General features: G+C 32.7%; 23 protein-coding genes. 12 read left to right on the plus strand and 11 right to left on the minus strand.

Features of this window, described 5'->3' with window-relative positions:
- The first annotated feature begins 57 nt into the window (after positions 1 to 57).
- Both I5M07_RS01215 and I5M07_RS01220 read left to right on the plus strand, forming a co-directional pair.
- Entirely contained in the window at positions 58 to 2,331 is a 2,274-nt protein-coding gene (locus I5M07_RS01215; protein WP_200104369.1) for an acyl-CoA dehydrogenase family protein, read from the plus strand.
- Between the two features lie 12 nt (positions 2,332 to 2,343).
- Positions 2,344 to 2,988: a M15 family metallopeptidase gene (locus I5M07_RS01220; protein ID WP_200104370.1), complete on the plus strand. Its 645-nt coding sequence runs from the start codon at positions 2,344 to 2,346 to the stop codon at positions 2,986 to 2,988.
- On the opposite strand, the gene I5M07_RS01225 is transcribed toward I5M07_RS01220, so the two are convergent.
- Genes I5M07_RS01225 through tsaD form a run of 7 tightly spaced genes read right to left on the minus strand, consistent with a single transcriptional unit; the run spans position 2,989 to position 8,796 of the window.
- Positions 2,989 to 3,555 carry a hypothetical protein gene (locus tag I5M07_RS01225; RefSeq protein WP_200104371.1) on the minus strand — a complete coding sequence of 189 codons (567 nt, stop codon included), beginning with the start codon at positions 3,553 to 3,555 and terminating at the stop codon, positions 2,989 to 2,991.
- A gap of 7 nt (positions 3,556 to 3,562) precedes the next feature.
- Entirely contained in the window at positions 3,563 to 4,741 is a 1,179-nt protein-coding gene (locus tag I5M07_RS01230; protein WP_200104372.1) for a THUMP-like domain-containing protein, read from the minus strand.
- Position 4,742: 1 nt separating this feature from the next.
- Positions 4,743 to 5,834 (minus strand): AI-2E family transporter, encoded by a 1,092-nt coding sequence (locus tag I5M07_RS01235; RefSeq protein WP_200104373.1) that lies wholly within the window; start codon positions 5,832 to 5,834, stop codon positions 4,743 to 4,745.
- 59 nt (positions 5,835 to 5,893) lie between these two features.
- Positions 5,894 to 6,406: a TrmH family RNA methyltransferase gene (locus I5M07_RS01240; protein ID WP_200104374.1), complete on the minus strand. Its 513-nt coding sequence runs from the start codon at positions 6,404 to 6,406 to the stop codon at positions 5,894 to 5,896.
- Positions 6,406 to 7,050 carry a DUF4159 domain-containing protein gene (locus I5M07_RS01245; RefSeq protein WP_200104375.1) on the minus strand — a complete coding sequence of 215 codons (645 nt, stop codon included), beginning with the start codon at positions 7,048 to 7,050 and terminating at the stop codon, positions 6,406 to 6,408. Before I5M07_RS01245 ends, I5M07_RS01240 begins: the two co-directional genes overlap by 1 nt.
- 6 nt (positions 7,051 to 7,056) lie before the next feature.
- Complete coding sequence (locus I5M07_RS01250; protein WP_200104376.1) at positions 7,057 to 7,767, minus strand: 16S rRNA (uracil(1498)-N(3))-methyltransferase; 711 nt, start codon at positions 7,765 to 7,767, stop codon at positions 7,057 to 7,059.
- A 6-nt stretch (positions 7,768 to 7,773) separates the two neighbouring features.
- Complete coding sequence (tsaD, locus tag I5M07_RS01255) at positions 7,774 to 8,796, minus strand: tRNA (adenosine(37)-N6)-threonylcarbamoyltransferase complex transferase subunit TsaD (protein WP_200104377.1); 1,023 nt, start codon at positions 8,794 to 8,796, stop codon at positions 7,774 to 7,776.
- A 218-nt stretch (positions 8,797 to 9,014) separates the two neighbouring features.
- Between tsaD and I5M07_RS01260 the strand changes: the two genes are divergently transcribed.
- From I5M07_RS01260 to I5M07_RS01280, 5 genes are all read left to right on the plus strand, one after another.
- A complete protein-coding gene (locus I5M07_RS01260; RefSeq protein WP_200104378.1) occupies positions 9,015 to 13,460 on the plus strand; it encodes a translocation/assembly module TamB domain-containing protein in 4,446 nt (1,481 codons plus the stop codon).
- A 276-nt stretch (positions 13,461 to 13,736) separates the two neighbouring features.
- The gene (gene pfkA, locus I5M07_RS01265) at positions 13,737 to 14,723 is read left to right on the plus strand and encodes a 6-phosphofructokinase (protein WP_200104379.1); all 987 of its coding nucleotides are present in this window, start codon (positions 13,737 to 13,739) and stop codon (positions 14,721 to 14,723) included.
- Between the two features lie 38 nt (positions 14,724 to 14,761).
- Positions 14,762 to 15,766, plus strand: a complete 1,005-nt coding sequence (gap, locus tag I5M07_RS01270; protein ID WP_200104380.1) for a type I glyceraldehyde-3-phosphate dehydrogenase — start codon at positions 14,762 to 14,764, stop codon at positions 15,764 to 15,766.
- 144 nt (positions 15,767 to 15,910) lie between these two features.
- Positions 15,911 to 16,762: an N-acetylglucosamine kinase gene (locus I5M07_RS01275; protein ID WP_200104381.1), complete on the plus strand. Its 852-nt coding sequence runs from the start codon at positions 15,911 to 15,913 to the stop codon at positions 16,760 to 16,762.
- Positions 16,763 to 16,774: 12 nt separating this feature from the next.
- Positions 16,775 to 17,149, plus strand: a complete 375-nt coding sequence (locus I5M07_RS01280; RefSeq protein ID WP_200105133.1) for a methylglyoxal synthase — start codon at positions 16,775 to 16,777, stop codon at positions 17,147 to 17,149.
- On the opposite strand, the gene I5M07_RS01285 is transcribed toward I5M07_RS01280, so the two are convergent.
- Together I5M07_RS01285 and I5M07_RS01290 are read right to left on the minus strand one after the other, a co-directional pair.
- Positions 17,130 to 17,510: a RidA family protein gene (locus I5M07_RS01285; RefSeq protein ID WP_200104382.1), complete on the minus strand. Its 381-nt coding sequence runs from the start codon at positions 17,508 to 17,510 to the stop codon at positions 17,130 to 17,132. The two genes, I5M07_RS01280 and I5M07_RS01285, sit on opposite strands and share 20 nt — an antisense overlap.
- 18 nt (positions 17,511 to 17,528) lie before the next feature.
- Positions 17,529 to 20,219, minus strand: a complete 2,691-nt coding sequence (locus I5M07_RS01290; RefSeq protein WP_200105134.1) for a putative LPS assembly protein LptD — start codon at positions 20,217 to 20,219, stop codon at positions 17,529 to 17,531.
- An 81-nt stretch (positions 20,220 to 20,300) separates the two neighbouring features.
- Between I5M07_RS01290 and I5M07_RS01295 the strand changes: the two genes are divergently transcribed.
- The 5 genes from I5M07_RS01295 to I5M07_RS01315 all read left to right on the plus strand — a co-directional run bounded on the left by I5M07_RS01295 (position 20,301) and on the right by I5M07_RS01315 (position 25,142).
- Positions 20,301 to 21,419, plus strand: coding sequence for an N-acetylmuramoyl-L-alanine amidase family protein (locus I5M07_RS01295; RefSeq protein WP_200104383.1), 1,119 nt, complete (start codon positions 20,301 to 20,303; stop codon positions 21,417 to 21,419).
- A 49-nt stretch (positions 21,420 to 21,468) separates the two neighbouring features.
- Positions 21,469 to 22,425, plus strand: a complete 957-nt coding sequence (locus I5M07_RS01300; protein WP_200104384.1) for an MlaD family protein — start codon at positions 21,469 to 21,471, stop codon at positions 22,423 to 22,425.
- A 4-nt stretch (positions 22,426 to 22,429) separates the two neighbouring features.
- Positions 22,430 to 23,764: a (Fe-S)-binding protein gene (locus I5M07_RS01305; protein WP_200104385.1), complete on the plus strand. Its 1,335-nt coding sequence runs from the start codon at positions 22,430 to 22,432 to the stop codon at positions 23,762 to 23,764.
- Positions 23,765 to 23,828: 64 nt separating this feature from the next.
- On the plus strand, positions 23,829 to 24,620 hold the full coding sequence (locus I5M07_RS01310) for a (Fe-S)-binding protein (RefSeq protein ID WP_200104386.1): 792 nt from the start codon (positions 23,829 to 23,831) through the stop codon (positions 24,618 to 24,620).
- A gap of 39 nt (positions 24,621 to 24,659) precedes the next feature.
- Positions 24,660 to 25,142 carry an ABC transporter ATPase gene (locus I5M07_RS01315; protein ID WP_200104387.1) on the plus strand — a complete coding sequence of 161 codons (483 nt, stop codon included), beginning with the start codon at positions 24,660 to 24,662 and terminating at the stop codon, positions 25,140 to 25,142.
- 78 nt (positions 25,143 to 25,220) lie between these two features.
- On the opposite strand, the gene I5M07_RS01320 is transcribed toward I5M07_RS01315, so the two are convergent.
- Together I5M07_RS01320 and I5M07_RS01325 are read right to left on the minus strand one after the other, a co-directional pair.
- The gene (locus I5M07_RS01320) at positions 25,221 to 25,679 is read right to left on the minus strand and encodes a DUF1801 domain-containing protein (protein WP_200104388.1); all 459 of its coding nucleotides are present in this window, start codon (positions 25,677 to 25,679) and stop codon (positions 25,221 to 25,223) included.
- Between the two features lie 48 nt (positions 25,680 to 25,727).
- Positions 25,728 to 26,408, minus strand: a complete 681-nt coding sequence (locus I5M07_RS01325) for a Crp/Fnr family transcriptional regulator (protein WP_200104389.1) — start codon at positions 26,406 to 26,408, stop codon at positions 25,728 to 25,730.
- Positions 26,409 to 26,511 lie beyond the last annotated feature (103 nt).

The following is a 26,511-nucleotide window of genomic DNA, read 5'->3' on the forward strand; positions in this document are numbered from 1 at the left end:
GCAGTGTTTACTGATATTTTCTTAAATTAGATAGCTATTATTTTACAAAATAAATTCATGGAAAATTTCAACATACAAGCTTTTATCCCTCTTTTTTACTTGGTTTGGTCCGATGATAATTTAACCGATATCGAATTTGAAACACTTAAAAGTTTCATCAATTCTCAAACATGGTTGCAAGAAAAAGACAAACTCTATTTACTTACCAAAATTGATAAACAAAATCCGCCTACAAGAGAAGAAATAATTGGTTGGAAAAATCAATTGGAAACTATTGTTCAAAATAATCCGAATATATCTTCCATTTTTGACATAATTGTAGATATGTCGACTGCTAGTAAAACTGCTTTGGGTGAATTTAAAAACGATTTTTTACAGCTCGAAAACGATTTAGGGGTTTTAGGTGAAGAAGTAGTGAGCCAATTCAAATCGAAAATTAATTTAGCCACTTCTAAATCAAAAACCGCGTCTAATTTTGATATAACTAAAATTACGGCTCTTTTAAATGGTGATCAAGCAGAGATTATTGATAAAGTAAAGAAAGTAATTTCGCAGCCTGAATTTGCCTATTATACCGAAGAAAGTATCAGCAGTTACCGTGATAAAGTTTATGAATGGTGTAAAATTTTGGCTAATGAAAATTTTGGAAATATGGCCTTTCCCAAAGAATATGGTGGTGGCGATGACATATTGAATTATTTTAGCATTATGGAAACCTTAAGTTATCATGACCTGAGTTTGGTTATCAAATTTGGGGTTCAATTTGGACTTTGGGGAATGAGTGTTCAATTATTAGGAACAAAAAAACATCATGAAAAATACCTGAAAGATATAGGTTCTTTGAAACTTCCGGGTTGTTTTGCAATGACCGAAACCAATCATGGTTCCAATGTCAAAGGTTTAGAAACTACTGCCACTTATGATCATCAAAATAAAACTTTTATCATTCAAACGCCTTACCCTAATGCACAAAAAGAATACATTGGAAATGCTGCTGTACATGGACAAATGGCCACTGTTTTCGCAAAATTAATTATCAATAATCACGACTATGGTGTTAATGCATTTATTGTTCCGTTACGCGATTCGGAGGGTAATGTTTTAAACGGAATTAAAATTGGAGATTGTGGACCTAAAATGGGACTCAATGGCGTGGATAACGGCACTATTCGTTTTGATAACGTTATTGTTCCAAAAGAAAATATGCTGGATCGGTTTGCTTCAGTAAATGAAAAGGGTGTATTCGAAAGTCCGATACCAAGCGATAACCGACGTTTTTTTACGATGCTCGGAACACTCGTAGGTGGCCGAATTGGGATTCCACGTTCTGCATTAGCCGCGGCGAAATCTGGATTGGCAATTGCAATTAAATATGGCGATCAACGAAAACAATTTGGTCCCGATGGAGAAAGCGAAGTGCCTATTTTAAATTATCGTATTCACCAACGTCGATTGTTGCCTCATTTGGCTAAAACCTATGCTGTTCATTTTGCGCTTCAATATTTGACCAAGCGATTTGTTTCGAGAACGGAGGCAGATATGCAAGAAATTGAAGCTTTAGCAGCCGGAATGAAATCCTATTCTTCTTGGAGTACTACAGCCATTTTACAAGAGTGTAGGGAAGCTTGTGGTGGAAAAGGATATTTATCCATAAACCGATTGGACCGATTAAAAAATGACACCGAAATTTATACCACTTTTGAAGGAGACAATACGGTTTTAATGCAATTAGTGGCTAAAAATAGGTTATCCGAATTTAGAAAATCCTTTGGTAAAATGGATTCAGTTGGTTTGATACAGTATGTTTACGAAAATGCGAAAACGGTTTTTTCAGAAAAAAATCCGATAGCCACTCGAAGAACAGACGAAGCTCATTTGTTAGATAAACAATTTCATTTGCAAGCTTTTCAATATAGAGAAAAAAGTATTTTAGCTTCGGCCGCAAAAAGAATTAAGAAATTAATTGAAGATGGATTAGCGGCTTATGATGCTTTTAATGTGGTACAACACCATATGATTGATGTTGCACAAGCGTACTTAGAACGTGTTACATTAGAACAATTTCTTTTTGCTATTGACACGGTAGAAGACAAAGCGATACAAGCTGTTTTAGAAAAATTAGCCCAATTATATGCTCTTGCACAAATCGAAAAAAATAAGGCTTGGTTTTTAGAAGACGGGTATTTAGAGCCTGTAAAAACTAAAGCAATACGAAAAATGGTCAATCAATTGTGTTGGGATATTCGTCCAGATGCTGTAGCTTTGGTAGATGCATTTGCAATTCCAGCTTCCTGTTTGGCGGCACCAATTGCTTTTCAAGAACAAAAATAAATCCTCCGTTTTATGAAATTTAATTTTAGAAGTATTTTTTTGCTGTCATTTTTATTTTTTTCGTTTTCAATTTTAGCGCAACCAAAAGATATCAATTCCACACAATTAGCCGATACTACATTTGTAAATTTAAAAGATTACAGCGCTGATTTCGTTTACGATATGAAGTACGCAACTAATGATAATTTTTTAAAAACAAAAGTGTACGATTGTGCTGAATGTTTTTTAAGATTGCAAACGGTACGCGCTTTAATTTTGGCAAATGCAGCATTTTTGCAAAGAGGTTATAAAATCAAGCTTTATGATTGTTATAGGCCACTTTCTATTCAAAAAAAAATGTGGGAAATTGTCCCGAATCCTATTTATGTAGCCGATCCTAAAAAAGGCTCCATCCACAATAGAGGAGGAGCGGTTGATATTTCGCTTGTTAGTTTAGACGGAACAGAATTGGAAATGGGTACGGCTTTTGACCATTTCGGAATTGAAGCTAGTCATCAATATTCTAAATTATCCAAACAAGTAAAAAACAATCGTAAATTGTTAAAGTCTGTTATGCAAAAAAATGGATTTAATTCTTTCGATTCCGAATGGTGGCATTACAATTTAAAAGCAGGTTTGAATGAAAAAGTGTCAAATACCAAATGGAAATGTGATTAATTACTCCACACATTTTAAATTATTCATGAAATAAGTATCGGGCTCGTATTTTTTGCCGTCCATTTCGGAGGTTAATTCATGACGAATCACATAATCTTCCGAGCCTGTCAAATATTTAATTCGCATTACCGAAACGGGAGATTTTTTCAATTCTTCTATACTACCTTTTATAAACATAAAAATTCCAACGGTAACACGGTTGTCAAAACCTTTATCATCTCTAATTAATGTACCGCAATTCTCTTGATCCATATGGTATAACGTAACAATTTTACCATTAGCCAATTGCAAAATTAGTCTCGAATTTTTATCGAAACAATTTGCAGTCATAAAATCTTTACTTTTATTAATTAATTGCAAATTTAAAGTGGGCATACCATCAGTAGAGGCTAAACTAAAAAAAACGTAACTAGCTGTTCCGCCAAAGTGTTTTTCGCTAATGATATAATCTCGAGTAGATTTGTAAGTTCCAATAGAATCTGTAACGTTAGAACTGTAATCGCATCCTTTTTGAGCCGTTAATTGTAGTGTCAAGAATAAAAAAGTAAGAGAAAGTAATTGTTTCATTTTAGAATTAAATTTTTTTGCAAATTAAAACTATTTTATTGTTTTTTATGTCTGTTGTAAAAAAACAATAACAATTTCCTCCTTCTTTAATTTTCCATTTTTTCCGAATACTTTCTACATTATCTGGGAAATTACGAGTAGTAATATTTGCTTTTTGATTTAATAAATGTGTTTTTAAATCATGTTTATTATAACCAATTGTGTTTTCGATTTCAAAAATCCGGCCAGGAAAATCGATTTTTTCATTCGATGTGTATAAATGCGAATGTTTATGAAGTTTATCAATCTTAAAATGCGAGCTAATAACTTCAAAACCTCCCGATTTCATCAAAGCGCTATTGGGTTCATAAAGGTACTTTTGAGGAGTATTATATGTGGCAAGTATTTGATTATCATCTAAAATAAAATCAAATTGTTGAATTTCGTTTTTACCAAAATTAACTGTCGAAATGGTAATTTCGCTAGTATAATTTTGATGAATTTCCCATAAAAGTTCTTTAACCTCATTTTCGAGTGCCACAATATGGATTTTTTTCACATTTTTTAATTCGGATAATCCAGCCGATAGATCTAATAACGGAGCTGTTTTTATCAGAATAGCTGGAGCGAATTGAAAGTAAAAATCAATATTTTCGGGTACATTTGGCAGGCAATCGGCAAGCATAAAAACTTTACCTTTAGCATCATTTCGCCGGGAAGGATCAATGTAAATCCAATCCCATTTTTTGTTCAAATCTTGTAAAATTACATAACTATCGTCGGCATAACAATCAAGATTTGAAACGTTGAGTTGTTTAAAATTATGCTCTACTATAGCCGATAATTCGGTATTTAATTCGCAATGAGCAACTGTTTCAAATTTTTGTGCAAAATAGTAATCATCAATTCCAAATCCACCGGTAAGGTCAATAAGTGATTTTCCAGAAAGTAAACTTGATTTGTATAAAGCTGTTTTTTCAGAAGAAGATTGTTCAATCGAAATTTTGCTTGGATAAATTATGTTTTTACTGGCAAACCAAGTCGGCAATTTGCTTTTGGCTTTGGCTTTTGCTTCAATTTGATTGAGAATTGTAACCCATTCAACGTTTGGAAACGGATTCTTTTGAAGAGCCAGTTTAGCAATTGGCTCGCCTATTTTTTCGTTTATAAAATCTTGAATTTCGGATTGTAAAAAAGGAAAAGTCAAATTAAATTTTTTCAGTTAATACCATTACAATTCTGTTATTAGGGAAAAATTCTTTTAAAATTACTTTAATCATGGTAAACATAGGAATAGCGATAATCATTCCGACAATTCCGAATGAAATGCCACAAATCAAAACAATTAAAAAGATTTCTAACGGATGCGAATTTACGCTTTTAGATGAAATGATGGGCTGACTAATATTGTTATCGATAGCCTGAACCAATAAAAATCCGATTACCACATAAATGGTTGTTGGTAAAATTTCGGTTTGAAAATCATGTCCAATTAAACTCAACATAGTTAAAATAGCAGCCAAAACAGTCCCAATGATAGGACCAATGTAAGGAATCACATTTAATAGGGCACATAAAAAGGCAATGATAAAGGCATTTTGACTTCCAAAAATCAATAAAACAATCAAATAAAGAACAAATACAACTGATAATTGCATTAAAAGTCCAATAAAATAGCGAGTTAACAAATGGTTGATTTTTGTAATCGAATTTAAGATTTTCTCTTCATTATTATCGGGTAAAATTCTACGAGCATTTTCTTTAAATACCTTTTGATCTTTAATAAAAAAGAAGGTAATAAAAAGAACCGAAACTAATCCCATTCCGAAATTTGCCAAAAAATTAAGGATAATATTGATGAAATTGGTGAAAAAACCGAAATTGATTTTTTCGGCTAAGTTTGTTTTTTTGGCCAAGGTGTTTAAGTCTACATGCTCTATATTGAAATAATCTTCAATTTTATATTCCATATTTATAAATTGCGTTTGTAAATTATCGGTGTCCAATAAAGCTAAATTATTGGCTTGCGAGATAATTAGCGGCACAAACAAAAAGATGAAACCACAAATCGTTACAATAAATAATATTATTGAAATGGTTGCCGCCCAAGTACTGCTTATTTTTAATTTGTGTTCTAAAAATTGTACTAATGGATTAGCAATAAGTGCTAAAATTAAAGAAACAATCAAATAGACAATTACCGTTTGAATTAAGTAAGCAAAATATAATACTAAACCAATAATGAGTATAGTTGCTAAAGCTCTTAAAAGCCCATTAGAAATGATTTTAGGTGTTACCATTTGTTGTGTAATTAGAGTATAAATATAGAAAAATACTGCTTAAAAAATATTTAAAATGATTATTTTAAATTCTGAATACGGTTTGTAATTTCGTATAAACAAATGCTAGCGGCCTGAACTACATTCATACTACTGTTTTCGCCATACATATTAATATGCAAGATTTGATGGGCTATTTGTAATAATATTTCGGAAATTCCGTTGATTTCGCTTCCAAGAAGTAAGGCTATTTTTTGGTTTTTCGGAATTTTTACTGATGATAGTGATTGACTGTTTTGGGTTATTTCTAAAGCAATGATTTGGAAATTATTTTCTTGTAAATAGTGCTTTAACTCGATTGAATCTTCAAAAATTTTATATGGAACTTTTAGATGAGTGCTTCTAGAAGTTTTGTTTATTTTTCGAGGATTTAACGGAATATCTTTGCCTGTAAAAATAATTTCATTCACTCCAAATGCTTCACAAATTCTGAAAAGGGAACCAATATTTTGCTGAAAATAAATATGGTCACAAATTACCGAAACAGGGAAGTTGGCGCGTTCAAAATGGGTATCGAAATGAGAAAGTTGCATTAATTAGTAAAAATATAATTGATAATGTTTGCACCCATTTTTAAAGCTTTTTCTCGAACCGATGGCGGATCATTGTGCACTTCCGAATCCTCCCAACCATCGCCTAAATCGCATTGGTACGTGTATAATAAAACTAATTTATTATCGACAAATATTCCAAAAGCCTGAGGTCTTTTGTTGTCGTGTTCGTGAATTTTTGGTAAACCTTCAGAAAACAAATAAGGTTTTTGAAAAATAGGATGGCTTGTTGGTAGTTCAATCAAAGCGTTATTCGGAAATATTTTTTTTATTTGAATCCGAATATATTGATCCATTCCGTAATTATCATCAATATGTAAAAACCCACCACCATGTAAGTAATTTTTCAGATTTGCAATGTCCGATTCGCTAAAGACAACATTTCCATGTCCGGTCATGTGTACAAAAGGATAGGAAAACAAATCGGGGTCACTTGGAGTAACAGTTTTAGGTTTTGCCTTCAAACGAGTATGAATGTTAGCGTTACAAAATGAAATCAAATTGGGTAAAGCTGTGGGGTTTGCATACCAATCGCCGCCACCGCTGTATTTTAATAAAGCTAATTCTTGTGAAAAAAGAGTACCAGAAATGAAAAACAAGAAGCAAATAAAATAATTTGTTTTCATGATGATTTAATTTTCATTAAAAAAAACGACGCTATGACAAGCTACAACAGCAGCAGTTTCTGTTCGTAAACGCGTATTGCCTAAAGAAACGGGTATGTATTTATTTTGAAGAGCCATTTCAATCTCTGAGTTTGAAAAATCTCCTTCTGGACCTATTAAAATGGTAACGTCTTGATTAACTTGTAAGACCGATTTCAACGTTTTTTTATCCGTTTCTTCACAATGAGCAATAAGTTTCAGACCGTTAGTTTCATTGTTTTTAATAAAATCTTTGAAAGAAATAGCCGGATTTAATTTAGGTAAATACAATTCGTTAGCTTGCTTTAAGGCCGATAAAATAATTTTTTCATAACGCTCGCTGTTTATTGTTTTCCGTTCGGAACGATCACAAATAATAGGTGTTATTTCTTGAATTCCGATTTCGGTTGCCTTTTCTAAAAACCACTCGTAACGATCATTCATTTTAGTTGGTGCAACAGCCAAATGCAGTTTAAAATTCGGTTTTTCTTTTTGGTCAAACGAAAGCACACGAACAGTACATTTATTATCTGAAGCTAATACAATTTCGGTTTCGAATAAAAAACCTTCTCCATTGGTAACGTGTAAAATAGCACCTTCTTTCTTACGAAGAACTTTAATAATGTGTCGACTTTCTTCTTTATCAAAAGAAAATTCTGTTGTAGTAACATCGAGTGAAGAATTGTAAAATAATTGCATACTTTTTTAGAATGAAATTCGTGCTTTAGAAACCACTTTTGAAGTTTCAAATTGTTCATTTAAATATTTTTGATATCCCACAATTCCAATCATAGCGGCATTATCGGTTGTGTATTCAAATTTTGGAATAAACGTTTTCCAGCCGTATTTTTTTTCGGTTTCTTTTAATCGTTTTCTAATTCCCGAATTAGCCGAAACACCTCCGCCAATGGCAATTTGTTTTATTCCGGTTTCTTTGACAGCTAGTTTAATTTTGTCCATCAAAATTTCGATAATGGTATATTGAATGGATGAGCAAATATCATTTCGATTTTCTTCGATAAAACTTGGATTTTGTGCGACATTCTTTTGGATGAAATACAAAATAGCGGTTTTTAATCCCGAAAAACTAAAATCCAGACCAGGAACTTTCGGTTTGGTAAAAGTAAATGCTTTTGGATTTCCCAACTGCGCATATTTATCGATTAAAGGACCGCCCGGATACGGTAAATTTAAAATTTTAGCACTTTTGTCAAAAGCTTCTCCTACAGCATCGTCGGTTGTTTCGCCAATAATTTCCATATCGAAAAAATCATTCACTTTTACAATTTGTGTATGACCGCCACTTATGGTTAATGCCAAAAAGGGAAAAGTGGGTTTTTCAAAACCTTCTTCATCTATAAAATGAGCCAAAATGTGTGCTTGCATGTGGTTTACAGCAATCAACGGAATGTTTAATGCCAAAGCCATCGATTTGCTAAAAGAACTTCCAACCAAAAGTGAGCCCATTAAGCCGGGTCCTTGGGTAAAAGCAATTGCATTTAGTTGTTCTTTTTGTACATTTGCTTTGCGCAAAGCAGCATCTATAACAGGAACAATATTTTGTTGATGTGCTCTCGAAGCCAATTCAGGAACCACACCGCCGTATTGGTTGTGAATTAATTGGTTGGCAACAACATTGGAGAGTACTTTATCGTTATGTAATACGGCTGCTGCAGTATCATCGCAAGAACTTTCTATGGCAAGTATAAAAACCTCAGATTTTTGCATATAAAGGCACGAATTTTGAATTATATTTGACTAATAAATTGTTTTCGTAATTTATTTTGGGTAGTTGCCAAAATTAAAGAATTTTTATCAAAAGAGCTTTGATTTGGTTATCCAAAAAATAAAAATTAAAGTAAATAAGTCCTATCAGAACATTTAGTAAAATAGTATTTCGAGTAATACTGGGCATAATCCTTCTTTTGTTGGTGACGGCTATACTATTGGCATTACCTTCTGTGCAAACCAAAATTGCAGTTTATTTTACCGAAAAAATTAATAAAGACTTTAAAACAGATATTCATGTTGATAAAGTAGCGGTTTCTTTATTTGGAGGTGTTAAACTAAAAAATGTCCTTATTTTAGACCATCACAAAGACACTTTAATTCATACTTCGATTTTAAAAACAAATCTTTTAGGTGCTCGAAGAATTTTAGATGGCGATTTAATTTTTGGCGATATTCGGTTAACCGAAGTTCTATTTAATTTGAAAACCTATAAAAACGAAAAAAACACCAATTTGGACGTTTTTATCAATGCTTTTGATTCGGATAAACCTTCTAAAAAACCGAGCAAGCCTTTTTTAATGACGGCAAAAAATGCCTATATTACAAAAGGACATTTTATTTTAAGCGACGAAAATAGAGCCAATCCTAAAGATGTTGATTTTAAAAAAATCAATGCTTTTATTTCTGATTTCAAAATTTTGGGTCCCAACGTTACAACCAAAATTCACCGTTTATCGTTTAAAGATCATCGCGGTTTATATGTTAGCAATGTTTCATCGGTTTTTAGTTATTCGAAAGAGCAAATTAAACTTGATAAATTAGCCATTAAAACAAAAGAATCTGATTTATACGGAAATGCCAGCTTAAATTATAAAATTGAAGATTTTGCTCATTTTACCGACAAAGTACAGTTTGATGTGATGATTGACTCTTCCAATTTGGCTTCTAACGATATTCGGTACTTTTATAATGAATTGGGCAAAAACATCCATTTTAAATTACGAAGCAAAATTGACGGACCTTTAAACAACTTAACACTTGATAAATTGCGTTTTGTAGATTCCAATCAATCTAAAATTGTTGGAAAAATCAATTTTAAAAATCTTTTTGGAAACAAAGATCAAGAATTTTTAATGCTTTCCGAATTTAAATTGCTTTCGACTTCTTATGGAAATTTGGTCAAAATTTTACCGAATGTTTTGGGTAAAACACTTCCAAAAGAAATTCAACGGTTAGGAATGGTTAATTTAATTGGAGGCGCCACTGTTTCTAAAACGGCTTTAAATACCAATTTTACTATGGTTACCGATTTAGGTAATGGTAATGCCGATTTAAGTATTAATGAAATGGATTTTATCGATAGAGCTTCATATCATGGAAATGTGGTTTTGCAAGATTTTAATATTGGTACCTTTTTAGGCCGAAAGGATTTAGGGAAAACGAGTTTGAATGTAGCGGTAGAAGGCAAAGGGTTTACGCAGAAATACTTAAATACGGCTGTAAAAGGACACATAAATACGCTGTTTTTTAATAAATACAATTACAAAAACATCAATGTTGATGGTAATTTTAAACTGCCTTATTACAAAGGAAATATTAAAATTAAAGACCCCAATTTGATTTTGAACTTTAACGGATTGGTTGATTTAAGTAAAAGAGAGAACAAATACGATTTTGAAATAAATGTAGAAAAAGCAGATTTACATAAATTGAAATTCGTAAACGATACCTTATCCACTTTTCAAGGAAATGCAATTGTTGCCGTTTCTGGAAATAATATCGAAAATTTATACGGAACTATTTATTTGAGTAATGCAGTTTACGTTAATTCCAAATCGATTTATCCTTTTGATGAATTTACGGTTACTTCCGAATTTGATGATGATAGAGTGCGTACCATCACCGTAAGTTCGAACGATGTTATTAGCGGAAAAGTGGTTGGTAAATTTAGATTTGATCAATTAGATGATTTAGTAACCAATTCGGTATTGAGTTTATATGCCAACTACAAACCAACGCGCGTTACCAAAGGACAGTTTTTAAAATTCAATTTTAATATTTACAGTAAAATTGTAGAAATTTTTTATCCCGATTTGAATATTAGTACTGATACCCAAATTAGAGGTATTATTAATTCGGATGATAAAGAATTTAAATTCCGATTAAATTCCGAAAAAATTACCCTAGGAACCAATACATTCGATCAAGTTAATGTTAGATTAGACAATAAAAATCCGTTGTATAATGCGTATGTTTCTTTAGATAGTATCAAAACAAAATATTACAAAGTCAGCGATTTTAATTTGATAAACGTTACGATGAACGATACGCTTTTTGTTCGATCCGAATTTAAAGGAGGTAACAAAGGAGAAGATAAGTTTAATCTGAATTTGTACCATACCATTGATGAAGCGAAACACAATATTATTGGAATTCATAAATCGGAAATGAAATTCAAAGAAAATATTTGGTATTTGAATGAAAATCAAGACAATAAAAACCGTGTTGTTTTTGATAAAGAGCTCAAAAATTTTACCATCGAAAAAATTATTTTATCACACGAAGATCAAAAAATTGATTTAGAAGGCGTTTTAAAAGGAGATACTTATAAAGATATTAACTTGGTATTTGATGATGTTGATATAAATGAAATCACGCCAGCAAGCGAAAAATTCAAGTTTAAAGGCGATTTAGTCGGTGGAATTCATTTTAAACAAGATAAAGATGTGTATCAGCCAACAGCAGCAATTGTTATCAAAGATTTAAATATTAACGACACGGAGTTGGGCGAGCTCAACTTTAATATTCAAGGAAATGAAAGTCTTAGAAAATTTACCGTTGATGCCTCGGTTAAAAATGATTTTGCCGAATCTTTTAATGCAGCAGGTAGTTTTGAAATTGTAAATAAAGAAACCATTTTAGATATGAAACTCAAAATGGAAGATTTTAAATTGGGAATTTTGGGCAATATTGGTGGAGAAGTTTTGTCTAACATTCGTGGTTTGGTTACAGGAAACGCTTCGATAGTTGGAAATTTAAAAAAACCAGATGTTAATGGCCGATTATTTATAAGTGATGCGGGGATTACGATTCCGTATCTTAATGTCGATTACGCTTTAAATGACCGAACTATAATCGACTTAACGGATGAAAAATTCTTGTTTAGAAATAACACCTTAACCGATACGAAATTCAAAACAAAAGGCTATTTAAACGGCTTTATTGAACATCACAATTTTACCGATTGGCGATTGGATTTGGATGTTAATTCAAAAAAGTTATTAGTTTTAGATACCAAAGACAGTGATGATGCTGCTTATTTTGGAACGGCATTTATTAACGGAAACGCGAGTATCAAAGGACCAATTGATGCACTTTTTATAAAAGTACAAGCCAAATCAGAAAAGGGTACAACAATCAAAATCCCGATTAATTATGCCGAAAGTGTAGGGCAAAGTAGTTATATTCATTTTATTACTCCAAAAGAAAAGTACAATTTAGCCAACGGAATTGTAGAAAAAACAAGAGATTATAACGGTCTGGAATTAGAATTTGATTTTGACATTACACCCGATGCCGAAATTGAGGTTATTTTGGATCGAAATTCCGGTCATGGTATGAAAGGGAAAGGATATGGTTCGCTTTTATTTAAAATTAATACCTTGGGTAAATTCAATATGTGGGGAGATTTCCAAGCCTACGAAGGAACTTATAATTTTAAATACGGCGGTTTAATTGATAAAAAGTTCGATGTTAAAAAAGGCGGTCAAATTATTTGGGAAGGCAACCCAATGAAAGCACAATTAAATTTAGAAGCGGTATATAAAACCACTGCCAATCCAGCTGTTTTACTCGAAAGCTCTTCTTTTAACAAAAAAGTACCAGTAAATGTAATTGTGGGATTAAGAGGAGATTTGGCTAGTCCTGAACCCGATTTTAATATTGAATTTCCAACTGTAAGTAGCGTTTTAAAATCCGAAATTCAATATAAATTAGATGATAAAGATGTACGACAAACGCAAGCATTATATTTATTGTCTTCGGGTGGATTTTTAAGTCCTGAAGGAGTAAACCAATCTGATTTTTCGGGCAGTTTATTTGAAACAGCAACCAATTTATTGGGTGATATTATCAAAACCGATAACGATAAATTTAATGTTAACCTCAATTATATTGCTGCAGATAGAAGAGTAGGGCAAGAGGCTGATGGACAGTTTGTTGCAAATATTTCTTCGCAAGTTAATGAACGTATCACAATTAACGGAAAAGTTGGTGTTCCAGTTGGCGGAATCAACGAGTCGGCAATTGTGGGGGACGTTGAAGTGCAATACCGTGTTAGCGAAGACGGATCATTAAATTTGAGACTTTTCAATCGCGAAAATGATATCAATTATGTAGGACAAGGCATAGGATATACACAAGGAGTTGGAATTAGCTATGAGGTTGATTTTGATACTTTTAAAGAGCTGGTTAATAAGATTTTTAAAAATCACAAATTAGGACGTGCCTCTGAAGCTACCGACGAATTTATGGATTCTTCTCTAAATCCGGATTATATTAATTTTATCAATAAAAAGAAAAAAGAGGAAGAAAAGAAAAATTCTGAATCGGAACAAAAAGAGAAAAATAATACTCAAGGTTTGGTGCCCGAAGAAGACTAAATTTTATCGTTTACAAAAATAACGATTTGCCGACTTGCCTCTTTTTGAGTTTAAAATTTTCATTTTCAATATTTTTTGTAACCTTTTTTGCGATTATTGTTGGTATTTTGTAATTTCAACACATTCACAAACTATACTTTTTTCTAGTATTTATGCGACTTTATTAAAACTTATTAACGAAAACGTTTGAATTTAACGCTATAATTTAATAAATAATAATAAAAGAACAAATATTAAGGAGTGTTTGTTAATTTTACATTTCTAAAAACTCAAAAAATGCAAAAAAATATCAAAAAAATCGGTGTTCTAACCTCAGGAGGAGATTCTCCTGGAATGAATGCCGCCATACGTTCTGTAGTTAGAACTTGTGCCTATCACGGAATTGAATGTGTAGGTATCTACAGAGGTTATCAAGGTCTTATTGAAGGTGATTTTAAAGAAATGGGGCCTCGAAGCGTAAATAACATCGTGAATAAAGGAGGAACTATTTTAAAGTCAGCTCGATCAGCCGAATTTAGAACCGCAGAAGGAAGAAAAAAGGCTTATGACAATGTAGTTAAAGCGGGAATGGATGCCTTAGTCGTAATTGGTGGTGATGGTAGTTTTACGGGAGGTTTGGTTTTTAATTCCGAATATAATTTTCCAGTAATGGGAATTCCTGGAACCATCGATAATGATATTTTTGGTACAAGTCATACTTTAGGATACGATACGGCATTAAATACCGTAGTAGATTGTATTGATAAAATTCGTGATACAGCAAGTTCGCATAACCGTTTATTTTTTGTAGAGGTTATGGGAAGAGATGCCGGTCATATTGCTTTAAATGCTGGTATTGGAGCTGGAGCTGAGGAAATTTTGATTCCAGAAGAAAACTTAGGTTTAGATCGTTTATTGGAATCACTTAAAAAGAGTAAAGCATCCGGAAAATCTTCGAGTATTGTCGTTATTGCCGAAGGGGATAAAATTGGGAAGAATGTCTTCGAATTAAAGGATTACGTAGATGCTAATTTACCCGAATATGATGTTCGTGTTTCTGTTTTGGGGCACATGCAAAGAGGGGGAGCGCCTTCATGCTTCGATCGTGTATTGGCTAGTAGATTAGGCGTTAAAGCTGTGGAATCACTTTTAGAAGGTAAATCAAATTTAATGGTGGGTTTGCTTGAAGATAAAGTGACCTTAACACCTTTAGAACAAGCTATTAAAGGAAAATCGGAAATTGATCGCGATTTGTTACGAGTTTCAGATATTATGACTACCTAAAAAATTAAATAATAAGTAAAAACAAAAATTAAATAAAAATGTCAAAAGTAAAATTAGGAATTAACGGATTTGGACGTATCGGAAGAATCGTTTTTAGAGAATCTTTCAATAGAGATAATGTAGAAGTAGTAGCCATCAACGATTTGTTAGATGTTGATCATTTAGCTTACTTATTGAAATATGATTCAGTTCACGGCCGTTTCAATGGAACGGTAGAAGTAAAAGAGGGTAAATTGTTTGTTAATGATAGAGAAATTAGAGTAACTGCAGAAAGAAATCCAGCTGACTTAAAATGGGATGCTTTAGATGTTGATGTGGTTGCAGAATGTACAGGTATTTTTACAACTATCGAAACTGCTAGCGAGCACTTAAAAGGTGGAGCTAAAAAGGTAATTATTTCGGCTCCTTCTGCTGATGCTCCAATGTTTGTAATGGGTGTAAACCATGAAACAGCAAAAGCTTCTGATTTAGTTGTTTCTAATGCTTCTTGTACGACTAACTGTTTGGCTCCACTAGCTAAAGTTATTCATGATAATTTTGGAATCGTTGAAGGATTAATGACTACGGTTCACGCTACAACTTCAACTCAAATGACAGCTGATGGCCCTTCTAGAAAAGACTGGAGAGGTGGACGTGCAGCTTCAATCAATATTATTCCTTCTTCTACAGGTGCTGCAAAAGCAGTTGGAAAAGTAATTCCAGATTTGAATGGAAAATTAACAGGTATGGCTTTCCGTGTTCCTACTGCAGACGTTTCTACAGTAGATTTAACGGTAAAATTAGCTAAAGAAACTTCTTATGAAGAAATTATGTCTGTTTTGAAAAATGCTTCTGAAACGTCATTAAAAGGTATTTTAGGTTATACCGAAGATGCAGTAGTTTCTCAAGATTTCATTTCCGATAAAAGAACTTCGATTGTTGATGCAAACGCTGGAATTGGTTTAAATTCAACTTTCTTCAAATTGGTTTCTTGGTACGATAACGAGTACGGATATTCTAGTAAATTAATTGATTTATCAGTTCACATTGCTGGATTAAAATAAAAGCCATTTGCTTTAAAAAATCCCGTTACTAATTTTGTAACGGGATTTTTGCTTTATATATCAATAGAATAATGTAAAATATACACTTTAAATTGTTATATTGATAAAAAATAGAAATTCAAAAAACTCAAAAAACGAATTTATATGAAATTAATAGTAGATAGTGGTTCTACCAAAGCAGATTGGATTGCAATTAATGACGCCGGAAAAGTATTGTTTACAACGCAAACTTTAGGATTAAATCCAGAAATTTTAAATGGCGATGAAATCATAACGCGTATAAGCGATCGCTTTGATATTTTACACAATAAAAATGAAGTGACGCATTTGTTTTTTTACGGTGCAGGTTGCGGAACCGATAGAATGAAAAATTCATTATCGGAAGTTTTTCAACAATTTTTTAGCAATGCTTTTGTTGAAGTAAATGAAGATACTTATGCAGCGGTCTATGCTACAACACCAAAAGGCGAATCGGCTATTGTTAGCATTTTAGGAACTGGCTCTAATTGCAGTTTTTATGATGGTCATATTTTGCATCAAAAAGTACAATCGTTAGGTTATATTATCATGGATGATTGTAGCGGAAATGTTTTTGGGAAAGAGTTAATTCGCAAATATTATTTTAATAAAATGCCAAAAGAATTAGCTGCTGAACTTGAAAAAGAATACAATATGGATCCAGATTTTATTAAAAATAAGCTTTATAAGGAACCCAATCCTAATGCTTATATGGCCACTTTTGCTAAATTTTTAATCAAGCATAAGGATACTGATTTTTGTAGAAAAATCATTTTTAAAGGAATGAAATCATTTGTAAAAAACTACATTAAACAATTTGAAAATTGTAAAGAAGTTCCCAATCATTTTGTAGGTTCGATAGCATTTTATTTAAAAGAGGAACTTCAAGAAACTTTTGATAAATACGATTTGCAATTGGGTAATGTTTTAAGAAGACCGATTGATGGTTTAATTGCTTACCATGTTGCCAATAAATAACAAATAAATATGATAGAAATTGCTGTAATTGCACACGACGGTAAAAAAGCTGATTTGGTTCAGTTTTTAAATAAAAATAAAGCCGTTTTACAAAATGAAAAGATCAAATTAATTGCAACAGGAACCACTGGGTCAAAAGCAATCAATGCCGGTTTTAAAACAAAAACGATGCTTTCTGGACCATTAGGAGGTGATGCACAAATAGCGGCGCGAGTTGCAGAAGGAAAGACAAAATTGGTTTTCTTTTTCAAAGATCCTTTGTCCAGCCATGCACATGAAGTTGATATAAACATGTTACTTCGTGTTTGCGATGTGCACAATGTGCCAATTGCGACAAACGAAGCATCGGCACAATTGTTATTAAATGCTATTGCACTGCAATTATAGAAATTTCTACATTTACATTTTTTGGTAAACAAGCCACTTGAACCGTTTCACGAGCTGGAGCGGTTTTTTCGTTAAAATAAGATCCGTAAACTTCGTTAATAGCGCCAAAATTATTCATATCCATTATAAAAATAGAAGCTTTAACCACGTTTTCAAAAGTCATTTCGGCTGCTTCTAAAATGGCAGCAATATTTTGCATTACCTGATGTGTTTCTTCTGCAATTGAGCTTGTGACCAATTCGCCGTTATTTGGATTAATAGCGATTTGTCCCGATGCATAAAGCGTATTTCCAGAAAGTACAGCTTGATTGTAAGGTCCGATTGGAGCTGGAGCCTTTTCGGTAAATATTATTTTTTTCATATTATAATGTGTTTCGAATTAAAGATTGGTTGCGCTTCTTTTGTTGTATTTGATATCACTTAAGATACCCGATTTAATTCCGATAAAGAAATTCCAATTTGAGTATTGTCCAAGCGGAGTCCAGTTGAAATCCATTCTCCAGCTTAATAAATCACGTTCAAAACGCAATTGCGTAAAGGTAATTCCCTTTTGAACAAAATCGTATCCAGTTGAAATTCCGCCTTTCCATTTTGGAGTGATATCAGCATTAACAGAAACCATGATGGAGTTTCCAATAATTTCATTTTCTCTGCTGGCATTACCGTAAGTCAAGGAGTAGGCCAACGTCATATCCCAAGGAATTTTCGATTTAAAAAACTCTGTAATTACATTTTCAGAATCACTTTCAGAATTGAATTGGCTTTTTCGAGAATCATTTAAATCGACATTCGTACCAAATAAGTCATCTTCTCGACCACCATTTCTAACACTTTGCGTATTTTTTTTCTCGGTAAAATCTTTACTCGAAACCGAATAATTCATAGTTAAGTTGGCACTAGTCAATCGAAACAAACTACCTCCATTGTTGATGTTGAATTCGTTAATCACTCTGTTTGAACTATCCAAAGCATAAGGGTTTAAAGTGGCGCCAAAATTCACGCTCATTTTGCTATCAAATAATTGTGTACCACCACTAACACGAACGGGTTGCCATGCTAAAGTGGTTTTTCCGTCGGCATTGAAATTGTAACTTGTAGAAAAATTCAAGTTGTTTAACAACATCATTTTTTTAGGATCGGTTTTGGTGCTGTCTTTATCGGTAACTTTTGCTTCGAAAGTATTGCTTAAATCAAATCCAATTATGTTTGAATTACTTTTTCCGGGAGCACCATAAATTCCGCCTTCAAAACGGGTGTAATCTGCTAATTTTCCGGTAGCATCCATGGCATAAGTATCGTAATATTTTTCGAAACTTGGAGTGTAACTATACGATACAGATGGGCGAAGAACATGTCGGATTGCTTGGATTTTTTTAGTATCTCCAAAATTAAAAGTTCCGTAAATAGTGGTTCCTAAACTTGAAGAAAACGAATACGTTCGAAATGCATCAAAACCTTTTACCGTTTCGTTTACAACCGTACTAGCCTCCGAATCGTAATAGCGATTGGTGGTTTTGTTATACCAAACTTCGTCATAATTCGCACTTGCCGAAGCACTAATGTATTTGAATATTTTAAAGTTTGTGCTAATCGGAATACTATGTTTTAAACCAAGTAGTGCATTATCAAACATTTCGGGTTTGAAAAATAAAGAATCGGTAGTGGTAATGCTATTTTTACCACTTAGATTATACTGTAAATTGATGTTTTTAATAAAACCTTTTTTCACACCATCTTTTCCAACAAAAGGATAAATTCGGTCTACACTGGCTTCTAACGAAGGCAATGTCATATTTATTTCTTCGGTTTGTGTGTTTTGCGAATGAGTAGCGGTAATTGCTGTTCGAACTTGTGGTACCGTATTGAACGTTTTGCTATATGAAACAGAAGAACTTAAAGTATTGTTTAGGCTTGAACCTACATTTATTTGATTAATCGATTGTTGGAAATATTTACTACTTCCCATATTCACCGAGGCAGAAAAGTTGGAGTTAGGACTCGATTTTGAATCTCGTGAATGTGTCCATTGTATGTTGTATATGGTTTGCTTGGAATAATCGGGGTAACCTCGTTCACTTGAAATTAAATTTTCATAACGAATATTTACATTACCTCGGTACCGGTATCTTTTAGCATACGAGGATTCAAAACGCATAGCGTAACTACCGTTGGTATAATAATCGCCTAAAACAGTTAAATCGTAATTGTCACTCAAAGCAAAATAGTAACCCAAATTTTGTAAGGAAAAACCACGTGTGTTTGAATCGTTATAACTAGGAATTATAATTCCCGAACGACTTTCTTCTGTCATTGGAAAATACGCAAAAGGCAAGGCAATAGGAGTGGGGACATCGGCAATAACCATATTGGTTAAACCCGTAATTACTTTTTTACCTGGTATAAATTTTACTTTGCTCGTGCGAAAGTAGTATTCAGGATTGTCAACATTTTGCGAAGTAGTAAAACGCGCTCCTTTTAAAAAATAAACCGAATCGTTTTCTTTTTTGGTAATGCTTGCTTTAATTTTAAATTCGCCTTGTTCGGTTCTAGAATTCCAAATTAACGCTTTTTTTGTCTTGAAATTAAATCGAATAGAATCTGGTTCAACCTCGTTTTGACCTTGTTTAAAATTGGGATATTGAGTAAAAGCACCGGTAGAATCTTTAATTCGGCCAGCATATACTTCATCTTTAGCATAATCCAAAACAATGATACCCGATTTTAGTTCAATGTCTTTATAATAAAGTTCGGCTTCGTTATAAAGCGTTATTTTTTTATTTTTCTGATCAATTCGAGCATAATCCTTAGCTACGTAACGTACTTTTCCGTCCAAAAAAGTTTTTTTTGTTTTAACGGTATCCAGTTTTATGGTGTCGGTAATGGTTTTATTTGAGGTATCTGGCTGTTTTACAGCTCCTATTGCGTTTTTCTTTTTCTTGATATCCTGTGAATAGATAGTACCACATCCTAAACTAAGGAAAAATGATAAAAAAACGATATTAAATAAGTTTGTATGCAAAGGTTTTAATGCTATTTTTGTAAAAATGTGGCTCGTTTTTTGCCACGTCAAACTTACATATAATTTTTTGTCCAAAATAATCAATTGGAAAAATTATAACACTTGAAAAATATTAAAACTAACTTTATTTATATGAATCAATACAACAAAATTAGAGTAATATTTAGTTTTTTTCTAACGATAATTTCATTTTGTGCTTATAGTCAAAACAATACATTTAAGGTTACGCTCGATGCGGGTCATGGAGATCATGATTTTGGAGCCGTTTATAGCGGACGCATTGAAAAAAATATTGCTTTAGCAATTGTTTTAAAAGTAGGTAAAATTTTAGAATCCTATCCTAATATAGATGTTACCTATACTCGAAAAACAGATGTTTTTATCGATTTAGTAGAACGTGCTAATATTGCAAATCGTGCCAATGCTAATATTTTTGTATCGATTCATTGTAATGCTAATAAAAATACAACGGCCTTCGGAACCGAAACGTATGTAATGGGTTTGAGTAAAACAGCATCCAATTTAGAAGCGGCCAAGAAAGAAAACTCCGTAATTACTTTAGAGAAAGATTATAAACGTAAATACGACGGTTTTGATCCCAATTCACCCGAATCGATGATTGGTATGACTTTAATGCAAGAAGAATATTTGGATTATAGTATTGCGCTAGCCAGTAGAGTCGAAACAGAATTTGATAAATTAGGAAAAAAGTTAAGAGGGGGTGGAGTTAAACAAGCACCTTTTATGGTTTTACACAAAGCGTATATGCCTAGAGTTTTGATAGAAACCGGTTTTATTTCTAACCCAGAAGAAGGGGATGTTTTAAATTCTGATTCAGGGCAAAATGAAGTGGCTAAAGCTATTGCAAATGCTATAATTAGCTATAAAAAAGAATATTTTGGTGGTGGAGCTGAACCAATCGAAGTAAAACCAATTCAAAAAGCACCAGAAAAAGAAGAAAAACCTGTTGCTGCAGAGCCAGCGGTAAAAGTAGCCGATGGAGTTATTTTTAAAGTACAATTGGTAGCGAGTACAAAAAAAATAGGTTTAAATCCGAGTAACTTTAAAGGTCTATCTCCGGTATCTGTTGCTCACGAATCTAATATTTATAAATACACCTACCAACAAACTGCTGATTATGAAAAAGCTAAATCGTATTTAGCAGAAGCAAAGAACAAAGGTTATGCTTCAGCCTTCTTAGTAGCATTCAAAAATGGGCAAAGAATCAATATTCAAGAAGCCCTTAAATAAGCTTAAAGTTCGATTTATTTATATTAAATTTGTACAAAAATCTGAAATTTTGAAACTAACACGCGAAATTAAAACGGCAATTTTAGTAATTGCTTCTATATTATTGTTCATTTGGGGGTATAGCTTTTTAAAAGGGAAAGATTTATTCACAAATTATAAAACCCTTTACGTTGTTTACGACAATGTTGAAGGACTTTCTCCTTCGGCACCGGTTACACTTAACGGATTAATTATTGGAAAAGTAAGCGCCATAACCATTGATGAAACAACAGGGAAATTAAAAGTGCAATTGCAAATCAAAACCGATTTTCCGATTTCTAAAACAAGTAGTGCTGTAATGTATTCTCCTAGTTTAGTTGGAGGAAAACAAATCGGCATTCAACCTAATTTTAACGACAAGGAAATTATTCAAGAAGGTGACTTTTTAAACAGTAAAATAGAATTAGGATTAACCGATTCTATAGGCGATAAGTTAGCTCCAATTCAATTAAAACTTGAAAAGTTACTAGGGAATGTTGATACTTTAGTAACGAGTTTAAATCAAGTTTTAGACGAAAAAGGACAAGCAAATCTTAAAAAGAGTTTAGCCGAATTGAGTCAAACTATGGAGCAATTTCATAAAGCTTCGGCTAATATTAATGTTATTTTGGATCAAAATAAAGGTCAAATTAACAGTATGGTGACCAATTTTAATAAAGTTTCGAATAACTTTTCTAAAATTTCCGATTCTATTAATAAAGCCGATTTGGGTAAAACCGTAAGATCATTAAACGAAACACTGTCAAAAGTAGATGCATTAATGATTGGTTTAGATAACGGAAAAGGAACGGCAGGTAAACTTTTAAAAGATGAAGCTTTGTATAACAACCTGAATGATACTTCTAAAGAATTGGAGATGTTACTGCAAGATGTGCGACTAAATCCTACTCGTTACATTAATGTGTCTCTTTTCGGAAAGAAAAACAAACCTTACGTAGCGCCTACAACCGAAACAAGCACGAACTAACAAAATGAGTTATTTAGATAATATATTATTTGCTATTATTTTAGCCGCAGGTGTTGGTTATTTTGTTTCTAATGTAAAGAAACTAATACGAAACATTAATTTAGGTATGCCGGTTAATCGAACTGATAATCCTAGTGCTCGTTGGAAAAATATGGCCTTAATAGCGCTTGGTCAATCTAAAATGATTAAGCGACCTATTGCAGGTGTTTTGCATATTATTGTGTATGTTGGTTTTGTTATAATCAATATTGAACTACTAGAAATAATTATCGACGGTTTATTTGGTACACATCGAATTTTTGCTTCATTAGGAAGTCTTTATGATTTTTTAATTGGTTCTTTCGAAATATTAGCTTTATTGGTTCTGGTTTCGGTAATTATTTTCTGGATTAGACGAAATGTGATTAAATTAAAGCGTGTTTTTAATCCTGATTTAAAAGGATTTCCAAAAAACGATGCCAATTATATTTTGTATTTTGAAATGGTTTTGATGTCGCTTTTTTTATTGATGAATGCATCCGACTATCATTTGCAAAATGTGCCTGGAGGCTTTTCGCATTTTATTAAAGCAGGAAGTTTTCCGGTAAGTCAATTTATTGAACCGCTTTTTAACGGAATGAGTAATGAAATGGTTCTGCTTTTATCTGAATTGTTTTGGTGGCTTCACATTGTTGGGATTTTGATTTTTCTAAACTATTTGTACTTTTCTAAGCATTTACACATTTTATTGGCTTTTCCTAATACGTATTACGCCAATTTAAAACCTCTAGGTCAATTTGATAATTTAGAATCGGTTACCAAAGAAGTAAAATTAATGATGGACCCGAATGTTGATCCGTTTGCAGCTCCTGCAGATGCATCGGCAGAAGCACATTCAAAATTTGGTGCAAGCGATGTTCAAGATTTAAATTGGGTGCAATTGATGAATGCATACACTTGTACCGAGTGTGGACGTTGTACTTCGGCTTGTCCTGCCAATCTAACGGGAAAAAAATTATCTCCACGTAAAATTATGATGGACACACGTGATCGTTTAGAAGAAGTAGGAAAAAATATAGATGCTAACAAAGGTGTTTTTGTTCCCGATAATAAAACGCTGTTAAACGATTATATCACACCCGAAGAATTATGGGCTTGTACTTCCTGTAATGCTTGTGTAGAAGAATGTCCGGTTAATATTAGTCCATTATCAATCATTATGGATATGCGTCGTTATCTTGTGATGGAACAAAGTGCTGCTCCAATGCCATTAAATGCCATGATGACGAATGTAGAAAATAATGGTGCGCCTTGGCAGTATAATCAACAAGATCGTTTAAATTGGAAAAACGAAAACTAGAAAATCAAATTTAAGTATTGCGCTAATGGCAACTACTTTTCTTTAAATATAAATTGCATACAACATGTCAGAAAGTTTAATAGTACCAACAATGGCAGAAATGCTTGCCGAAGGAAAACAGCCAGAGGTATTGTTTTGGGTGGGCTGTGCAGGAAGTTTTGATGATAGAGCCAAAAAAATCACAAAGGCATTTGTTCGCATTTTAAATCGTGCTAATGTTTCTTTTGCTGTTTTAGGAACTGAAGAAAGTTGCACAGGTGATCCTGCTAAACGTGCTGGCAATGAATTTTTGTTTCAAATGCAAGCAATGATGAATATTGAAGTGCTAAACGCCTACGAAGCAAAGAAAATTGTAACAGCTTGTCCACATTGTTTTAATACGTTAAAAAATGAATATCCTGAATTAGGAGGGCAGTACGAAGTAATTCATCATACCGAATTTCTAAAATCATTATTACAGGAAGGAAGATTAACTATTGAAGGCGGGCAATTTAAAGGTAAAAAAATTACTTTTCATGATCCTTGTTACCTTGGTAGAGCCAATTCAATTTATGAAGCACCAAGAGATTTAATTGAAAAATTAGATGTTGAACTTGTTGAAATGAAGCGATCTAAAGCTAATGGATTGTGTTGTGGTGCTGGAGGTGCTCAAATGTTTAAAGATGCAGAACCGGGGAATAAAGAAGTCAACATTGCCCGAACCGAAGACGCTCTCGAAACGCAACCTGATATCATAGCAGCAGGATGTCCGTTTTGTAACACTATGTTAACCGACGGAATAAAAAACAAAGAAAAAGAGGGCGAAATTAAAGTTATGGATATCGCCGAATTAATTGCCAATGCACAAGACTTGTAAATTTTATAGTATTCAAGTTTTTTTAAAAAAAGATAAACCATGTACGTACCTTTTGAGAATTTGCCCGAAGAATCTAGAGTTTGGATATACCAATCTAACCGAAAATTTTCTGAAGACGAAATAGCAATTATAGAAAAAGATTTGGATCAATTTCTAGAAAATTGGGCAGCTCATGGCACAAGTCTAGAAGCTTCTTATTTAATAAAATACAACCGTTTTATTATTTTAGCCGTCAATCAGGAAGTGCAAATGGCAACGGGTTGTTCTATTGATTCTTCAGTTGAATTTATTCAAGGTTTAGAGCAAAAATTTAGCGTTGATTTATTAGATAAAATGAATGTTACCTTCAAACAAGGTGATTTTATTGCGCACAAAACGTTACTAGACTTTAAAAAAATGGTGAAAGATAAGTCGGTTACTCAAAATACAATTGTTTTTAATAACTTGGTAAACAATATTCAAGAGTTCAACGAATCTTGGGAAGTGCCAGCAATTGACAGTTGGCATAGTCGGTTTTTTTAAACCCATGAATGAAAATAAAAATCCCTTTTTGAAAATAATCAAAAAGGGATTTTTATTTCTAAAATGTATTTTTCTAGACTACGTTTTTTTTATCATTCTTTTATAAATTTCAATATATTCTTCTGGAGATATTTTTTGAATCAATTGCTGTATCAACTCAAAAGGAATGGCTTCTGGTTTTTTAAATCGTACGCAACATTTTCCCATATCCAATTTATACGGACTGTGTTTTGGATATTCGGCAGAAAACCAATTTAATAATTCAGAATCAGTATACAATCCCATATGATATAACGAAATAAAGTTTTTTTGAGCTGCCAAACTAACAAATGGCAATGGTAATTTAGGATTACAATGATAGCCATCAGGATATAATTCATGCGGAACAACATAACCAATCATGCCGTAACTCAATTCCTCCTTAAATCCTTTTGGAATATAATCTAAAATGACTTTACGCAGTTGAATTACCGACTCTTTTTTGTCTTCTGGAATTTGAGCTATATATTCGCTCACGGAGGTGGCATTGTATTTCATAGCATTTTTATAATAAAGATAAAAAAAGCTTGGATAGATAGACAGAAATTATTCGGCTATTTTTTGAAGTTCGCGTTCGTTTTTAATAATGATTTTTTTGCCTACTAATTCAATCAAATCTAACTTTTTAAAATCGGATAATAAACGAATACAACTTTCGGTAGCTGTTCCAATAATACTCGCCAATTCATCTCGTGATAATTGTATTTTTAAGGATTTATCAGCCTCTATCCCAAATGTATTTTGCAAATAAAGAAGCGTTTGAGCTAATCTTTCCTTGACTGTTTTTTGAGCAAAATCTACTTTGTCATTATCCGATTCTTTTAAATCTTCGCAAACAGCTTGCATCAAATTCATCGAAAATTGGTTGTTGTTATTAAAAAAATGCAACATTTCTTTTTTTGGAATATAACAAACTTCCATATCCGAAAGGGCTTTTGCTGTTAAATTAGCAGGTTCCTGACTAATCATGGAACGTTGTCCAAGAAGTTCGCCCGATTTGACTAATTTTACAATTTGATCTTTTCCGTTAGCACTCAATTTAGAAAGTTTTCCCATTCCGTCTTTCACACAAAACACACCATTGGTAAGGTCGCCTTCTTCAAAAAGAGTGTCACCTTTTTTTACTGTAAATGTCTTTTTAGTATTAGCTAACTGAATGATTTCGTCTTTGTTTAGCGCTTTTAATGAACTTAATTGCCTCACTATACATTGGTCGCATTTATTCATTGGAGTAATGGGGTTTTTATACAAATTTAATCATTATTGCCTATTAATTTTTGAAATACCGATAAGAAAATGAATGGGAATTAGGTAAATTACCAAAAATCAT

It is taken from the genome of Flavobacterium agrisoli, from assembly GCF_016522065.1.
GTDB classification, from domain to species: Bacteria; Bacteroidota; Bacteroidia; order Flavobacteriales; family Flavobacteriaceae; genus Flavobacterium; species Flavobacterium agrisoli.

Coding starts and splice junctions, on each gene's coding strand:
- I5M07_RS01325 (WP_200104389.1), bottom strand. CDS start 26,408: ATGAATAAATGCGACCAATGTATAGTGAGGCAATTAAGTTCATTAAAA.
- I5M07_RS01235 (WP_200104373.1), bottom strand. CDS start 5,834: ATGGTAACACCTAAAATCATTTCTAATGGGCTTTTAAGAGCTTTAGCA.
- I5M07_RS01305 (WP_200104385.1), top strand. CDS start 22,430: ATGAGTTATTTAGATAATATATTATTTGCTATTATTTTAGCCGCAGGT.
- I5M07_RS01285 (WP_200104382.1), bottom strand. CDS start 17,510: ATGAAAAAAATAATATTTACCGAAAAGGCTCCAGCTCCAATCGGACCT.
- pfkA (WP_200104379.1), top strand. CDS start 13,737: ATGCAAAAAAATATCAAAAAAATCGGTGTTCTAACCTCAGGAGGAGAT.
- I5M07_RS01315 (WP_200104387.1), top strand. CDS start 24,660: ATGTACGTACCTTTTGAGAATTTGCCCGAAGAATCTAGAGTTTGGATA.
- I5M07_RS01320 (WP_200104388.1), bottom strand. CDS start 25,679: ATGAAATACAATGCCACCTCCGTGAGCGAATATATAGCTCAAATTCCA.
- I5M07_RS01220 (WP_200104370.1), top strand. CDS start 2,344: ATGAAATTTAATTTTAGAAGTATTTTTTTGCTGTCATTTTTATTTTTT.
- I5M07_RS01310 (WP_200104386.1), top strand. CDS start 23,829: ATGTCAGAAAGTTTAATAGTACCAACAATGGCAGAAATGCTTGCCGAA.
- I5M07_RS01225 (WP_200104371.1), bottom strand. CDS start 3,555: ATGAAACAATTACTTTCTCTTACTTTTTTATTCTTGACACTACAATTA.
- I5M07_RS01240 (WP_200104374.1), bottom strand. CDS start 6,406: ATGCAACTTTCTCATTTCGATACCCATTTTGAACGCGCCAACTTCCCT.
- I5M07_RS01250 (WP_200104376.1), bottom strand. CDS start 7,767: ATGCAATTATTTTACAATTCTTCACTCGATGTTACTACAACAGAATTT.
- gap (WP_200104380.1), top strand. CDS start 14,762: ATGTCAAAAGTAAAATTAGGAATTAACGGATTTGGACGTATCGGAAGA.
- I5M07_RS01275 (WP_200104381.1), top strand. CDS start 15,911: ATGAAATTAATAGTAGATAGTGGTTCTACCAAAGCAGATTGGATTGCA.
- I5M07_RS01245 (WP_200104375.1), bottom strand. CDS start 7,050: ATGAAAACAAATTATTTTATTTGCTTCTTGTTTTTCATTTCTGGTACT.
- tsaD (WP_200104377.1), bottom strand. CDS start 8,796: ATGCAAAAATCTGAGGTTTTTATACTTGCCATAGAAAGTTCTTGCGAT.
- I5M07_RS01215 (WP_200104369.1), top strand. CDS start 58: ATGGAAAATTTCAACATACAAGCTTTTATCCCTCTTTTTTACTTGGTT.
- I5M07_RS01295 (WP_200104383.1), top strand. CDS start 20,301: ATGAATCAATACAACAAAATTAGAGTAATATTTAGTTTTTTTCTAACG.